Origin of the sequence: Pannonibacter sp. XCT-53, assembly GCF_009915765.1 — a bacterium.
GTDB classification, from domain to species: Bacteria; Pseudomonadota; Alphaproteobacteria; order Rhizobiales; family Stappiaceae; genus Pannonibacter; species Pannonibacter tanglangensis.
In genome coordinates, this window is record NZ_JAABLQ010000001.1 from 369,656 (window position 1) to 383,678 (window position 14,023).

Genomic DNA, 14,023 nt, shown 5'->3' on the forward strand with positions numbered 1-14,023 from the left:
TCCTGCCGGTCCACGGGGCGCGGCAGAGGTCAGGGAGCGGGCAGGTGAGTGTCTGGAGCAGCATTGGCGCCATTGTCGCGGCCATCGGCGCGGGAGGCGTCCAGATCATCGACCGGCTCGTCCAGCTCGTGCTGGCGCGGCCCGAGGGCACCAGTTCGGTCGGCTTCACCGTGGCCATGATCGCCCTCTCGGCCAAGATGGCCAAGGCCGACGGGGTCGTCACCACCGACGAGGTGATCGCCTTCCGCGACCTGTTCGAGATCCCCTCCGGCGAGGAGGCCAACGTGGCGCGCCTGTTCAATCTCGCCAAGCAGGATATCGCCGGCTACGAGACCTACGCCAAGAAGCTCGCCGACCTGTTTCCCTATGACCGCAAGACCCTGCTCGACATTCTCGACGGGCTGTTCTCCATCGCCAAGGCGGACGGGGTCGTGCATCCCGACGAGGTGCAGTATCTGGAGAGGGTCAGCCAGATCTTCGGGCTCGACCAGCGCGAGTTCGCCAAGGTCCTGGCCCGGCACGTGCGGGAGCGGTCCAATCCCTATCTCGTGCTCGGCATCTCGCCGGACGCCAGCGACGAGGCGGTGAAGGCGCATTACCGGCGGGAAGTGCGCGAAACCCACCCGGACGTGATGATTGCCCGCGGCGTGCCCGAGGAATTCGTCCGGATTGCCAATGACCGGCTGGCCGCTCTCAATGCGGCCTATGCCCAGATCAGTGCGGAGCGCGGCCTGTGAGTGTGAAGACGGATTGCGGCTTGGCCGCCAAGGTGCATCCCTCGCCCAACCACAACGACCGGCGCCCCGGCGCCGCCATCGACATGATCGTGCTGCATTACACCGGGATGCAGGACGGCGAGAGTGCGTTGCAGCGGCTGTGCGATCCGCGCGCCGAGGTGTCGGCGCATTATCTCGTCGAGGAGGACGGGGCAGTCCTGCAATGCGTGCCTGAAGCCCGGCGAGCCTGGCACGCGGGCACGTCGTTCTGGAAGGGAGAGACCGACATCAACTCCCGCTCGATCGGCATCGAGATCGTCAATCCCGGCCATGCCTGGGGCTATCGCCCTTTCCCGCCGGCGCAGGTGGAGGCGGTCATCGCCCTCGTCGCCGACATTGCAGCCCGTCATGCCATCGCCCCCTGGCGGATCCTCGCGCATTCGGATGTGGCGCCCGAGCGCAAGGACGATCCGGGCGAGCTGTTTCCCTGGGACCTCCTGGCCGCGCGCGGGCTCGTGCATCATGTGCCGCCGGTCCCGGTCAGTGGCGGGCGCTTCTTCCAGGAAGGTGAGAGCGGGCAGCCGATCGAGGCGTTGCAGTCGATGCTGGCCATCTACGGCTACAACATCCGCGTCAGCGGCGTGTTCGACGCGCAGACGGCCGCGGTGGTCCGCGCCTTCCAGCGACACTTCCGCCCCGAGCGCGTGGACGGCATCGCCGATGCCTCGACGATTGCCACGCTGCATCAGCTGCTGACCAGCCTGCCGGCCCTGGACTGACCCGGGTCCGGCGGAGCGCTGCAACTTGAGGGTGTTCTCATGACGGTGCCTTGCCGCAGGGGCAGGGTGCCCGGGTTCCCTTTGGGAAGGTCATTCCGGCGCCGCTCCCTGATTTCGCGGCAGGGCGTGCAGATCAGTTCTTGCCCGATCCAGACGTCTTCCCGAGCGTCTCCGCAGTGCGGCCGCAACATGCCGTATTGCTGCCCGGATCTTGCCTGATTCTGCAGGAATTGACGAAAAATCATCTTTGATTTCGCCATATTATCCTTAACGTCTGTAACATTTCGTGATTGATCCTGGCCCATTCTGGCCCAAGGTCGCGGTCATTTCTCTGCGCCTCGACAAAACCGCTGACCGATCAAAAAACAAAAAACGGAGTAAGACTGGATGTCTCAGTCGCGCACGACCTTGCGCCGGGCCGCGCTTGGCCTTCTCGCCCTTCTTCTGTCCGTCGCCACAACCACCGCACCCGTCCAGGCGAGCGGCGGCCGCGCGCTGCTGCCGAAGCCCGGCATCGAAGCAGGCAAGACCAAGACGAAACCGCACATGCGCGAAGTGCTCGTCGAGGATGATTCCGGCGTGCTGCGTCCGGCGCTGCGTCCGGTCGACGAGGCGGTGCCCGCCGGGCTCGTGATCACCCGCAAGGGCAAGCCCGGCGCCGCCGCGACCGCCGACCGCACGGCCGATGCCACCGCGCCGCGCGGGCCGAGCGACCGGTTCGACGCCCTCATCGCCGAGGCGGCTGCCCGCCACGGCGTTCCGCTGGCGCTCGCCCATGCGGTGATCAAGGTGGAGAGCAACTACAATCCCCGCGCCCGCGGCAGTGCCGGCGAAGTCGGCCTGATGCAGATCAAGCCGGCCACCGCCCGTGGCCTCGGCTTCCGGGGCTCGGTCCGCGCCCTCTATGACCCGGCCACCAATCTGGAATGGGGCATGCGCTACCTCGCCGGCGCCCACAAGCTCGCCTCCGGCGACACCTGCGGCACGGTGCTGCGCTACAACGCCGGTCACTTCGCCAAGCGCATGAACCCGACCAGCAAGCGCTACTGCGGCAAGGTCAAGGTCATCCTGGCCTCCGCCTGATCCGCCGCATCGCGCTGCAGCCGCTGCCCGGAAAGCCTACAGGAACTTCCGGCGGCTGGCGGCCAGCGATGCGGGCTGGCGCACCGACACCGGTGTGCTGGCATCGGCGAGCGGCACGCCAAGCGCCGTCATCACCGGCACGACGCCGGCCCAGACCGGCAGGCCAAGGTCGCTCTCGTCATCGACCGGCCCGCCGGCCCGGCACTTCGCCGCCGCGTGCTCGATCTCGATGGCGATGATGCCGGTGGCCTTCAGCTCCTTCTCCGTCATCGGCCTGCTTTCGGCCCAGCGACCGGGCAGAAGGTGATCGGTGATGAGGGCGAGAGCCCGCTCGGCCTCGGCCGTATCGCCGAGCTCCCGGACCCGTCCGTGCACGATGGCGGAGCGGTAGTTGACCGAGTTGTGGAAGGCGGCGCGGGCAACGACCAGGCCGTCGATCAGGGTCACGGCGAGCGTCACCGGCGCACCGGCCGGAAGGGCCTTCACGATCCGGGCCGCACCGGCTCCATGGATGTACAGCGTTGACCCGTCGCGGCCATAGGCCATCGGGATCACCATCGGCCGGTCCTCGTGGATGAAGCCGACATGGCCGACGAGGCCTGCGTCCAGGATGGCGTGCACGGCGTCCGCGTCATAGTCCGCGCGCCGGCCGTTGCGCACCCGGGCATAGCGCGGCAGGGCCTTGCGGTCGACGGGGGCGGTCTCGCCGCTCGCCGGACCGGTTGCGGCTGTGTCGTTCCGGATGGTGTTGTGGGGCTCGTTCGGGGAGCTGGGCAGGGTCTCGGTCATCGTCGGTCTCACGGGTGTTGCAGCCGGAGCGGTCACGGCGCGTGCAAGCCGCTTCCGCTGGTCCTGCACCCTGTGCTAACAACTGGATCTGTTGAAGATCCACCTCTGCCAAATTCCGGAGATCCAGTTGCTGGACGGCGTGATCGAGATCGACCGCAATGCCGCCGAAGGTCTGCCGCAGCAGATCTACGGAGCGGTCCGGCGGGCCGTGCTGGACGGGCGCCTGCCCCGGGGCGCGCGGCTGCCGTCCTCGCGGGCACTCGCCGAAAGCCTCGGCGTCTCGCGCAACAGCGTGAACCATGCATTCGAGCTGCTTGCAGCCGAGGGTATAATCGAGGTCCGTCCGGGGGCGGCCCCCCGACTGGCCCCGCCGGTGCGTCTGGACGGGGCCGGCGATGGCGCCACGCCGGCGGCCGGCCCGTCGGTGGACACACCGATCCGGCCCGCCGGTCTCTCGGCCCGTGGTCACCGCCTCACGGCCGATCCGCGTGGGCCCGACTGGATCTTCCGGCGCGGCGCCCTGCAGCCCGGTCTGCCGGACCCGGAGCTCTTTCCCACCGAACTCTGGGCGCGGGGCCTGCGCCGGGCGGTGCGGACGCTGCGCAGCGGCCTCCTCTATGACGAGCCGGCCGGGCTGCCGGTGTTGCGCGAGGCGCTGGCGGGCTATCTGGCGGCAGAACGCGGCGTGCGGGCAAGCCCTGGGCAGATCCTGATCGTGTCGTCGATGCAGGCCGCGCTGTCGGCTCTGGCACAGGCCTTTGCCGACGAGGGCGACGCGGCCCTGGTGGAAAACCCTGGCTACACCGGCGCGCGGCTCGCCTTTCTCGGTGCGGGCCTCTCCGTCCATCCGCTGCCTGCGGACGAACGGGGGGCCGACATCTCCCGCCTGCCGGCCGGCACGCCGACGCCGCGGCTGATCTATGTGACCCCGTCGCAGCACTATCCGCTCGGAGGGCGCATGACGCTCGACCGCCGGCTGGCGCTGATCGCGACGGCCCGCAGTGCCGGGGCGCTGATCCTGGAAGACGACTACGACAGCGAGTTCCTGTTCGAGGGACGGCCCATCGCCGCGTTGCAGGGGCTGGCCGAACAGGGTGAGGTGATCTACCTCGGCACCTTCTCGAAGAGCCTGCTGCCGGGGCTGCGGATTGCCTATTGCGTGGTGCCGGACCATCTGGTCGCGCCGCTGACGCTGCTGATGCGCAACACCGGACGTCAGGCCAACGCGCATGTGCAGGCCGCGGTTGCCGATTTCCTGCGCGAGGGGCACCACCGCGCGCATCTGCGACGCGTGCGCGAGATCTATGCGGCGCGGGGCCATGCCCTGCATGCGGCGCTGGCGGCAGGTCTCGGCAACCGGGTGCGCGTGACACCGCCGACCGGCAACATCCAGCTCGCATTGCGCTTCAACCTGCCTCTCGACGACCGCAAGGTGGTCGAGGACCTGGGGCGGCACGGCTTTGCGCCGTCGCCGCTCAGCCCGTGCTATTGCGGCTCCGAGCCGGACCATGGTCTGATCCTCGGCTATGCCAGCGCCACCGCTGCCGAGATCGACCGGGTGACGGCTCTCCTTGACGGGATGATGGCGAGCGCCGGCCACACCTGACCAAGCCCCCTCCGGCCTTCGACCGGCTTGCGCGCGGATCGAAACCCCGGTTGTCTTTGCAGGAGCAGGGAGCCCTGGAGGAGCGGTCGAGCGATGAACGTGGCACACTGGCTGGCGCGGACTGCCCGCGTGATGGGCGATCGTCCGGCGCTGATGCAGGGGATGCGGGTGCTGGCCGACTACGCGGAGCTGGCGCGGCGCGTGCGTCGGCGGGCGGCGCAGTTCAAGACCGTGGACGGCCTTGCGGCCGGGGACCGGGTGGCGCTGTTCCTGCCCAACTGCCCGGCCTATCTTGAGCTGCTCCATGCCGCCTGGCATGCGGGTCTGGCGGTCGTGCCCGTGAACCACAAGCTGCATCCGCGCGAGGCGGCCTTCATCGCCCGCGACAGCGGCGCGGCGCTGATGGTGGTGGAGGCGGCGGCCGACCGCGCGGCGCTGTCGGCCGCGCTGGCCGAGGCCGGCAGTCCGGCACGACTGGTCAAGCCCGACCACGGCCTTGACGGCCCCGCCGGCGCGGCGGATCCGGCCGATCCGGTCGCCCGGGCTGCCGAGGATCTGGCCTGGCTGTTCTACACCTCCGGCACCACCGGCCGGCCCAAGGGCGTGATGATCACGCATGGCAACCTGATGGCCATGACGCTCGCCTATTTCTGCGATGTCGACGAGGTTCGGACCGAGGACGCAGCACTCTATGCCGCGCCGATGTCGCATGGGGCGGGGCTCTACAACTTCATGCATGTCCTGCGCGGGGCGGCGCACATGGTGCCGGAGAGCGGCGGCTTCGACCCGGCCGAGATCCTGGCGCTGGGCCGCGCCCACGGCAGCCTGCATCTCTTCGCCGCCCCGACGATGGTGCGGCGGCTGGTGGACCGGGCGCGCGCGGACGGGGTCACGGGGGAGGGGCTGCGCACCATCGTCTATGGCGGTGGCCCGATGTATCTGGCCGACATCGAGGAGGCGGTGGCGGCCATGGGCCCGCGCTTCGTGCAGATCTACGGGCAGGGCGAATGCCCGATGACCATCACGGCGCTGCCGCGCCATCTGGTCGCCGACCGCAGCCACCCCGACTGGCGCAGCCGGCTTCAGTCCGTCGGACGGGCGCATGCCTGCGTCGAGGTCCGGGTCGAGCGGCCGGACGGTGTCGCCGCGGCACCCGGCGAGCCGGGCGAGATCCTCGTGCGGGGCGCGCCGGTGATGGCCGGGTACTGGGGCAACCCCGCGGCCACCGCAGCGAGCCTGAGGGACGGCTGGCTGCGCACCGGCGATGTCGGCCATCTGTCGCAGGACGGGTTCCTGACGCTGACCGACCGGTCCAAGGACGTGATCATCTCCGGCGGCAGCAACATCTATCCGCGCGAGGTGGAGGAGGTCCTGCTGACCCATCCGGGCGTGCGCGAGGTCTCGGTCATCGGGGCTGCCGATGCGGACTGGGGCGAGGTGGTCGTGGCCTTCGTCGTCGCCGATCCGGTGGTCGGCGCGGGAGAGCTGGACCGACTCTGCCTGGACGCTCTCGCCCGCTTCAAGCGCCCGAAAACCTACCATTTCGTCGCCGAGCTGCCCAAGAACGCCTATGGCAAGGTGCTGAAGACGGAGCTGAGAGCCCGGCTGGCCGCTGCCGGCCGTCCTTGACCCGGCCGCAAATCCTCCGTAAGGGGGGCGGGTCAGTCGGCCGGACGGCCGCTGCCGCGAGAGCCGAAAGGCTGCGGGGGAGGAAAGTCCGGGCTCCATGGAGACACGGTGCCGGGTAACACCCGGCGGGGGCGACCCCAGGGACAGTGCCACAGAAAGCAAACCGCCCGTGCTGCCTCGCTCCGGCGAGGGCCACCACGGGTAAGGGTGAAAGGGTGGGGTAAGAGCCCACCGCGCGACCGGTAACGGAAGCGGCACGGTAAACCCCACCGGGAGCAAAACCGAATAGGGATGGCACAGGGTCCCGCAAGGGAGCCGGGTTGGTTTCCAGGCCGGCCATCCGGGTAGGTTGCGCGAGGCGTCTGGCAACAGGCGTCCCAGATGAATGGCCGTCGCGTGGACCGGTCAAACGGTCTGCCTTACAGAACCCGGCTTACAGGCCGACTGACACTTTTCCCAAGCAAGCCCTTGTTACAACGACTGAAATCCGGATGTCGCGGCAGCCGGAAGACGCGCGCGGCTGCCCGCGGCCAGCCTGTGGCCGCCATCGCGGTAAGGCTCTGTTAACCCTCTTGATGTTTCTGGGGACAGGCGCGGTTGACCCCGTGCCCGACCGGGCCACACAGGGTGATTCCATTGACGCCCAAGCCGTCCCATGGTATCCCATAAAAACCCGGAAATGATCGATGGACTGCGGTTTTTGCGTCGCGCTTCCGCCCGAGGCACCGGGATGCGCCGCCTGCTGCAGGCTTCATATGTTCGTTTCCTGTGTAATCGGGGCTCGCGCCAGAACGGCGCGTTGAAAGGGGATCATGGCCGGCTTCGTCTCGCATTTTACCAACCGGCTGGATTCGAAGGGGCGGGTGTCGATCCCTGCGCCGTTTCGGGCCGCGCTGGCGCGGGACGGCTTCGAGGGTCTCTACTGCATCGCGTCTCCCCATGCGCCGGCAGTCGATGCCGGTGGCAACGAGCTGGTCAGCGAGATCGAGACCCGACTCGCCGGCTTTGCCAAGCTCTCCGCCGATCATGATGCCCTCGCCTTTGCCCTCTTCGGTGCCAGCGAGACCCCGAAGGTCGATGCGGAAGGGCGGATCGTGCTGAGCGACATGATCCGCGAACAGACCGGCGTCACCGACCAGATCACCTTCGTCGGGCTCGGCTACAAGTTTCAGCTCTGGGAGCCGGAGCGTTTCCGTCTGCACCGCGCCGAGGCGCAGAAGCGCGCGCTTGCCATGCTGTCCGGCGCCGGGCCGGCAGCGGGAGGGGCGGCATGACGGCAGATCTCGACATTGCCGGACCCTCCGGCGTTGCCGGTCAGCCGGTGCGCCACGTGCCGGTCCTGCTGGCGCCGGTCCTGGCTGCCATGGCGGCTGCGCCGGGCGAGGTCATCGTCGACGGAACCTTCGGGGCCGGCGGCTACACGCGGGCACTGCTGGCTGCCGGGGCAAGGGTCATCGGCATCGACCGGGATCCGGATGCGATTGCCGGCGGTCAGCCGCTGGTGGCGGAGGCCCGTGGCGCGCTGCGTCTGGTGCCGGGCCGATTTGCCGATCTCGAACGCCATCTCGAGGGGCTCGGCGTCGAGGCGGTCGATGGTGTCGTGCTCGATCTCGGCGTCTCGTCGATGCAGCTGGATGAAGCCGATCGCGGCTTTTCCTTCATGCGCGACGGTCCGCTCGACATGCGGATGGAACAGGCGGGGCCCTCGGCTGCAGATGTGGTCAACACGCTGCCGGCCAAGGACCTGACGCGGATCATCGGGCTGCTCGGCGAGGAAAAGCGGGCCGGGCAGGTGGCGCGGGCCATCGAGGCACGGCGCAAGGAAGAGCCCTTCACGCGGACCGGCGATCTTGCGGCGCTGATCGAGAAGGTGGTGGGCCGGTCGCCGAAGAAGATGCACATCCATCCGGCCACGCGCACCTTCCAGGCGCTGCGGATCTACGTCAACGGCGAGCTGCATCAGGCTGCCGAGGTTCTGGCTGCGGCCGAGCGCGTGCTGCGGCCCGGCGGTCGCCTCGTGGTCGTGAGCTTCCACAGCCTGGAAGACCGCATCGTCAAGAAGTTCTTCGCCGACCGCAGCCGCACCACGGCCGGCGGCTCCCGCCACATGCCGGAACAGGACGTTCCGCCGCCGACATTTGAACTCGTGGTCAAGGGCGGGCAGGAGCCCGACGAGGCCGAGACCGAGGCCAATCCGCGCGCGCGCTCGGCGCGCCTGCGCGCGGGGCGTCGGACTGCAGCGCCCGCCCGGCCGCTCGACATTCACGCCATCGGTGTGCCGCATCTGGCGGCCTACCGGGGTCTGGGAGGCTAGGCTGATGCTGGTCCGCTATCTGAACCTCATCTTTGTCATCGCCGTGGTGATCGGGGCTGCGGTCGTCTTCGACATGAAGATGGCCGCCGAGCGATCGGCCGAGCGGGTTGCGGAGCTGAAGCGCCAGATCGTGGAGGAACGCGACGCCATCCGCGTGCTGCGGGCGGAATGGAGCATCCTCAACCAGCCCGACCGCCTGCAGGGTCTCGTCGAACGCTACGGCGAATACCTGCAGCTGCAGCCGCTCGATCCGAAGCAGATCGTCAAGATCGAGGACCTGCCGGTGAAGCCGGTGATGCTCGAGCCGATTGGCGAGGCCGACCCGCTCGGCGGGTTTGCCGCCTCGCTGGAACCACTCACCACCGGGTCGACCGGCCCTGCTGCTGCAGCCATCCAGTAGGGGCACCGTCATGAGCCAGGCCAACGAGCCCATGTCCTTCCTGCAGTTCAAGCGCAGCCAGCCGCGCCCCAACTACGGCTCCGTGTCCTCCGGCACGGTGCGCTCGCGCGTGTATCTGGCCATGGCCGCCTTCACCATCGTCTTCGCGGTCATCGGCGGGCGCCTGGTGCAGCTGGCGCAGATGGAAGACGTGCCGACGCAGGAATTCATGTCGGCGCAGGATGCGGTGGCCGCCACGCGTCCCGACCTGCTGGACCGCAACGGCGAGATCCTGGCCACCGACATCAAGACCGCCTCGGTCTATGCCGAGCCGCGCAAGATCCTCGATGTGGAGGAGACGCTGGAAGGCCTCGGAAGCGTCTTTCCGGAGCTGAACAATGACGCCATGCGCAAGCGCCTGTCGAGCCGCGCCGGCTTCATCTGGCTGAAGCGCGAGATCACCCCGGCGCAGCAGCAGGCGATCCATCGCCTTGGCCTGCCGGGCATCGGCTTCCTCTGGGAAAAGCAGCGCTTCTATCCCGGTGGCCCCATTGCGGCCCATGTTGTCGGCTCGGTGAACATCGACAACCAGGGCATCGCCGGCATGGAGAAATATGTCGATGACGCCTGGCTGAAGGACCTGCAGAAGCTCGGCTTCGCGCAAGGCCGGGCCATCGAGCCGGTGAAACTGTCCATCGACCTCAGGGCGCAGCACATCGTGCGCGACGAGGTGCAGAAGGGCATCCAGCAGTACCATGCCATCGCGGGCGTCGGCATCATCCTCGACGTGCACACCGGCGAGGTCGTCGCCATGGCGTCGCTGCCCGACTATGACCCGAACAACCGCGGCGAGGCGCTGCAGCCGGACCGCATGAACCGCGCCACCGGCGGCACGTTCGAGATGGGCTCGGTGTTCAAGGGCTTCACCACGGCCAACGCGCTCGCGTCCGGCAAGGTGACCATGTACGACAGTTTCGATGCCACCCGGCCGATCCGGGCCGGCGGCCGGACCATCTCCGACTTCCACGGCAAGAAGCGCATCCTGTCGGTGCCGGAGATCTTCATCTACTCGTCCAACATCGGCACCGCGAAGATGATGCTGGCCACCGGCATCGAGGCGCAGAAGCAGTTCCTGGCCGAGCTGGGCTTCACCACCCGCATGATCACCGAACTGCCCGAGAACGCCGCGCCGCAGCTGCCCAAGCGCTGGGGCGAACTGGCCGCGATCACCATCTCGTTCGGCCACGGCATTTCGGTCACGCCGATGCAGACGGCCGTGGCGGCGGCTGCCCTCGTCAACGGCGGTCGCTACATCCCGCCCACCTTCCTGCCGCGGACGGCGGAGGAGGCGGACAAGCTGTCGAAGCGCGTGCTCACCGAAAAGGTCAGCCAGGCCATCCGCTATCTCTATCGCCTCAACGTGCTGACCGGATCGGGCAAGCGCGCCGACGTGCCGGGCTATCTGGTCGGCGGCAAGACCGGCACGGCCGAGAAGGTGGAGAACGGCCGCTACAACCCGAACAAGCGCCGCAACTCCTTCCTGTCCGCCTTCCCGATGGACGATCCGCGCTACGTCGTGCTTGTCGTGCTGGACGAGCCCAAGCCGGAAAAGGAAGGCATGGCGGCCACCGCCGGCCTCAACACCGCCCCGATGGTGGGCAACATCATCCGGCGCGTCGCCCCGATGCTGGGCGTGATGCCGCGGCCGACGACCGAGGGGACACAGACCATCGAAATATCCTATTAAGGGCAATCCCGAGCTGACCGGGGCGGGGTCGCAGCCAGACCCCGGGCAGCTTGGACAAGACGGCGCACAACCGGACCAGACGACGACATGCATCTCAGCAGCCTGATGGCGGACCTGCCGGGTCCGGCCGTTTCCACCGATCTCACGATCACCGGTCTGACCTCGGACAGCCGCGCGGCGCGTCCGGGTTTTTTGTTTGTCGCCCTTGCCGGGGTGAAGGTCCATGGCGCGCGCTTTGCCCGCACGGCGCTGGAGCAGGGCGCGGTTGCCGTCCTGACGGACGCCGCCGGGGCCGGGATGCTGGCGGCCGACGGTGTCACGGCGCCGGTGCTTGTCAGCGACAATCCGCGCCGGACCCTGGCGTTGATGGCCGCGCGCTTCCACGCGCCGCAGCCGGCGACCATGGTTGCGGTGACAGGGACGGCGGGCAAGACCTCCGTGGCGCATTTCGTGCGCCAGATCTTCGAGCACTGCGGCCATGCCGCCGCCAGCCTCGGCACGATCGGCACCATCACCTCCAACGGCAAGACCTACGGCGGCCTGACCACGCCGGACCCGGTGACGCTGCACCAGGATCTCGCCCGTCTGGCCGGTGACGGCATCACCCATGCGGCGATGGAAGCCTCCAGCCATGGCCTCGACCAGTACCGGCTCGACGGCGTGCAGCTGGCGGCGGCAGGGTTCACCAACCTCGGCCGCGACCACATGGACTACCACGCCACCATGGAGGATTACCTCGCGGCCAAGATGCGCCTGTTCACGGAGGTGCTGCCGTCCGGCGGCACCGTGGTCGCCGATCCGGTCGAGCCCTACGCCGACCGGGTGATCGCGACGTGCCGCGCGCGGGGGCTCAGGGTGCTGACCGTCGGTGAGCGCGGCGAGGACCTGCGGCTGACCGGGCTCCGGCACAGCGGCTTCAGCCAGGTGCTGACGGTCGCGACGGCGCGCGGCGACTACAAGGTCTCGCTGCCGCTGGCCGGGCGGTTCCAGGTGTCGAACGCCCTGATCGCGGCCGGCCTTGCCATCGCGGCCGGCGAGCAGACCGGGGCCGTGATGCGGTCGCTGGAGGACCTGAAGGGGGCGCCGGGCCGGCTCGAGCTGATCGGCTGCAAGGCCAACGGTGCGCTTGCCTTCGTCGATTACGCCCACAAGCCCGACGCGCTCGACAATGCGCTCGCGGCGCTGCGCCCCTTCACGCAGGGGCGACTCGTCTGTGTCGTCGGTGCCGGCGGGGACCGTGATCCGGGCAAGCGTCCGATGATGGGGGCCGTGGCCGCCCGCCGCGCCGATGTCGTCGTCATCACCGACGACAACCCGCGCAGCGAGGATCCGGCCCTGATCCGCAAGGCGATGCTGGAAGGTGCCCCCGGCGCGCTGGAGATCGGCGACCGCCAGCAGGCGATCGAGACGGCCGTTTCCCTGCTGGAAGCGGGGGATGTCCTGTGCGTTGCCGGAAAAGGCCACGAAACGGGCCAAATCGTCGGTGACAGGGTGCTGCCATTTTCGGATCACGATGCGGTTCGCGCCGCGCTCGGCATGGGAGACAAGGCATGAGCCTGCCGCTCTGGACCCTCGAGGAATTCGTCCGCGCCGTCGACGGAACGGTCGCCGGCACGCCCGCAGATGCGATCACGGGCATCTCCATCGACAGCCGCACGCTCGAGCCGGGTGATGCCTTCGTGGCCATCGCCGGCGAGCGCTTCGACGGCCACGACTTCGTCGAGGCGGCGCTGACGGCGGGGGCATCGCTGGCGCTGGTCGCCCGGGACCGGCTGGCCAGCCTGCCGGCGGACGGCCGCTATGTCGTGGTCGAGGACGTGCTGGAGGCGCTGCGCCAGCTGGGCCGGGCGGCTCGCGCCCGCAGCAGCGCGCGCATCGTTGCCGTCACCGGTTCGGTCGGCAAGACCAGCACCAAGGAAGCCCTGCGGCTTGCCCTGTCGCGCTGCGGCAAGACCCATGCGTCGGTGGCGTCCTTCAACAACCACTGGGGCGTGCCGCTGACCCTGGCGCGGATGCCGCGCGATGTGGCCTTCGGCGTGTTCGAGATCGGCATGAACCACGCGGGCGAGATCACGCCGCTGGTGCAGATGGTGCGGCCGCATGTGGCGATCATCACCACGGTGCAGGCGGTGCATCTGGAATTCTTCGATTCCGTGGAGGGCATCGCCAAGGCCAAGGCCGAGATCTTCAATGGTCTGGAGCCCGGCGGCGTGGCGATCCTGAACCAGGACAACGACCAGTTCGACCTGCTGACCTTCCTCGCCCGGACCACCGGGGTCGAGACGATCCGCACCTTCGGCGAGCGGGAGGGCACCGACGGCCAGCTGCTGCGCGCCGTCGGTCAGACCGGCACGTCCGTGGTGCAGGCGCGCATTCTCGGCGAGGAGATCACCTACAAGATCGGTGCCCCCGGCCGCCATTTCGTCGTCAACAGCCTCGCCGTGCTGCTGGCCGTGGTCGAACTCGGGGCCGATCTGGCGCTGGCGGGGCTGGCCCTATCGGAGCTGTCGGCTCCCAAGGGCCGCGGGGCGCAGACGCGCCTGCTCGTGCCCGGCGGCAGCATCACCATCATCGACGAGAGCTACAACGCCAACCCGGCCTCGATGCGCGCCGCCCTCAGCCTCCTCGGTGAAAGCCCGGTCGCGTTGCCGGGCCGCCGCATCGCGGTTGTCGGCGACATGCTGGAACTGGGCGAGACGGCGGCGCAGCTGCATGCGGAGCTGGTCGAGCCGATGCAGGCCGCGAAGGTCGACCGGGTCTACTGCGCCGGGCCGCTGATGCATGCGCTCTGGCAGCGTCTGCCGACGCAGATGCGGGCGCATTATGCCGAACAGTCAGCCGCGCTGCTGGAGCCGCTCAAGGAAGATCTGCGCGCCGGCGACGTGATCATGATCAAGGGATCTCTGGGCAGCCGGATGGGCCCCCTTGTGGAAGCGCTCAAGCAGGACTATGCGGCAGCGGACGAAACCGTAGCGGTTTAA

At 68.9% G+C, this 14,023-nt stretch carries 12 protein-coding genes and 1 other RNA gene; 12 read left to right on the forward strand and 1 reads right to left on the reverse strand.

The window, feature by feature from the left end; all coding sequences use genetic code 11:
• Positions 1 to 44 precede the first annotated feature (44 nt).
• From GWI72_RS01770 to GWI72_RS01780, 3 genes are all read left to right on the forward strand, one after another.
• Positions 45 to 737: a TerB family tellurite resistance protein gene (locus tag GWI72_RS01770; protein ID WP_161675197.1), complete on the forward strand. Its 693-nt coding sequence runs from the start codon at positions 45 to 47 to the stop codon at positions 735 to 737.
• Positions 734 to 1,495, forward strand: coding sequence for an N-acetylmuramoyl-L-alanine amidase (locus GWI72_RS01775; protein ID WP_348272630.1), 762 nt, complete (start codon positions 734 to 736; stop codon positions 1,493 to 1,495). The genes GWI72_RS01770 and GWI72_RS01775 overlap by 4 nt, the downstream gene beginning before the upstream one ends.
• Positions 1,496 to 2,041: 546 nt before the next feature.
• Positions 2,042 to 2,578 (forward strand): lytic transglycosylase domain-containing protein, encoded by a 537-nt coding sequence (locus GWI72_RS01780; RefSeq protein ID WP_209000125.1) that lies wholly within the window; start codon positions 2,042 to 2,044, stop codon positions 2,576 to 2,578.
• Positions 2,579 to 2,614: 36 nt separating this feature from the next.
• On the opposite strand, the gene GWI72_RS01785 is transcribed toward GWI72_RS01780, so the two are convergent.
• Positions 2,615 to 3,367: a pyridoxamine 5'-phosphate oxidase family protein gene (locus tag GWI72_RS01785; protein ID WP_161675203.1), complete on the reverse strand. Its 753-nt coding sequence runs from the start codon at positions 3,365 to 3,367 to the stop codon at positions 2,615 to 2,617.
• A gap of 127 nt (positions 3,368 to 3,494) precedes the next feature.
• Between GWI72_RS01785 and pdxR the strand changes: the two genes are divergently transcribed.
• The 9 genes from pdxR (at position 3,495) to GWI72_RS01830 (ending at position 14,023) form a co-directional block, all read left to right on the forward strand.
• A complete protein-coding gene (gene pdxR / locus GWI72_RS01790) occupies positions 3,495 to 4,973 on the forward strand; it encodes a MocR-like pyridoxine biosynthesis transcription factor PdxR (RefSeq protein WP_208995743.1) in 1,479 nt (492 codons plus the stop codon).
• 93 nt (positions 4,974 to 5,066) lie between these two features.
• Positions 5,067 to 6,602 carry an AMP-binding protein gene (locus GWI72_RS01795; RefSeq protein ID WP_161707722.1) on the forward strand — a complete coding sequence of 512 codons (1,536 nt, stop codon included), beginning with the start codon at positions 5,067 to 5,069 and terminating at the stop codon, positions 6,600 to 6,602.
• A gap of 32 nt (positions 6,603 to 6,634) precedes the next feature.
• An RNA gene (gene rnpB / locus GWI72_RS01800) (RNase P RNA component class A) lies at positions 6,635 to 7,054 on the forward strand.
• 360 nt (positions 7,055 to 7,414) lie between these two features.
• The gene (locus GWI72_RS01805) at positions 7,415 to 7,876 is read left to right on the forward strand and encodes a division/cell wall cluster transcriptional repressor MraZ (RefSeq protein ID WP_161675207.1); all 462 of its coding nucleotides are present in this window, start codon (positions 7,415 to 7,417) and stop codon (positions 7,874 to 7,876) included.
• The gene (gene rsmH / locus GWI72_RS01810; protein WP_161707723.1) at positions 7,873 to 8,916 is read left to right on the forward strand and encodes a 16S rRNA (cytosine(1402)-N(4))-methyltransferase RsmH; all 1,044 of its coding nucleotides are present in this window, start codon (positions 7,873 to 7,875) and stop codon (positions 8,914 to 8,916) included. The genes GWI72_RS01805 and rsmH overlap by 4 nt, the downstream gene beginning before the upstream one ends.
• Before the next feature lie 4 nt (positions 8,917 to 8,920).
• The gene (ftsL, locus tag GWI72_RS01815) at positions 8,921 to 9,316 is read left to right on the forward strand and encodes a cell division protein FtsL (protein WP_208995744.1); all 396 of its coding nucleotides are present in this window, start codon (positions 8,921 to 8,923) and stop codon (positions 9,314 to 9,316) included.
• A 10-nt stretch (positions 9,317 to 9,326) separates the two neighbouring features.
• A complete protein-coding gene (locus GWI72_RS01820) occupies positions 9,327 to 11,042 on the forward strand; it encodes a peptidoglycan D,D-transpeptidase FtsI family protein (RefSeq protein ID WP_161675211.1) in 1,716 nt (571 codons plus the stop codon).
• 87 nt (positions 11,043 to 11,129) lie between these two features.
• Complete coding sequence (locus GWI72_RS01825) at positions 11,130 to 12,596, forward strand: UDP-N-acetylmuramoyl-L-alanyl-D-glutamate--2,6-diaminopimelate ligase (protein ID WP_161707724.1); 1,467 nt, start codon at positions 11,130 to 11,132, stop codon at positions 12,594 to 12,596.
• Positions 12,593 to 14,023, forward strand: a complete 1,431-nt coding sequence (locus GWI72_RS01830) for a UDP-N-acetylmuramoylalanyl-D-glutamyl-2,6-diaminopimelate--D-alanyl-D-alanine ligase (protein ID WP_161675215.1) — start codon at positions 12,593 to 12,595, stop codon at positions 14,021 to 14,023. The genes GWI72_RS01825 and GWI72_RS01830 overlap by 4 nt, the downstream gene beginning before the upstream one ends.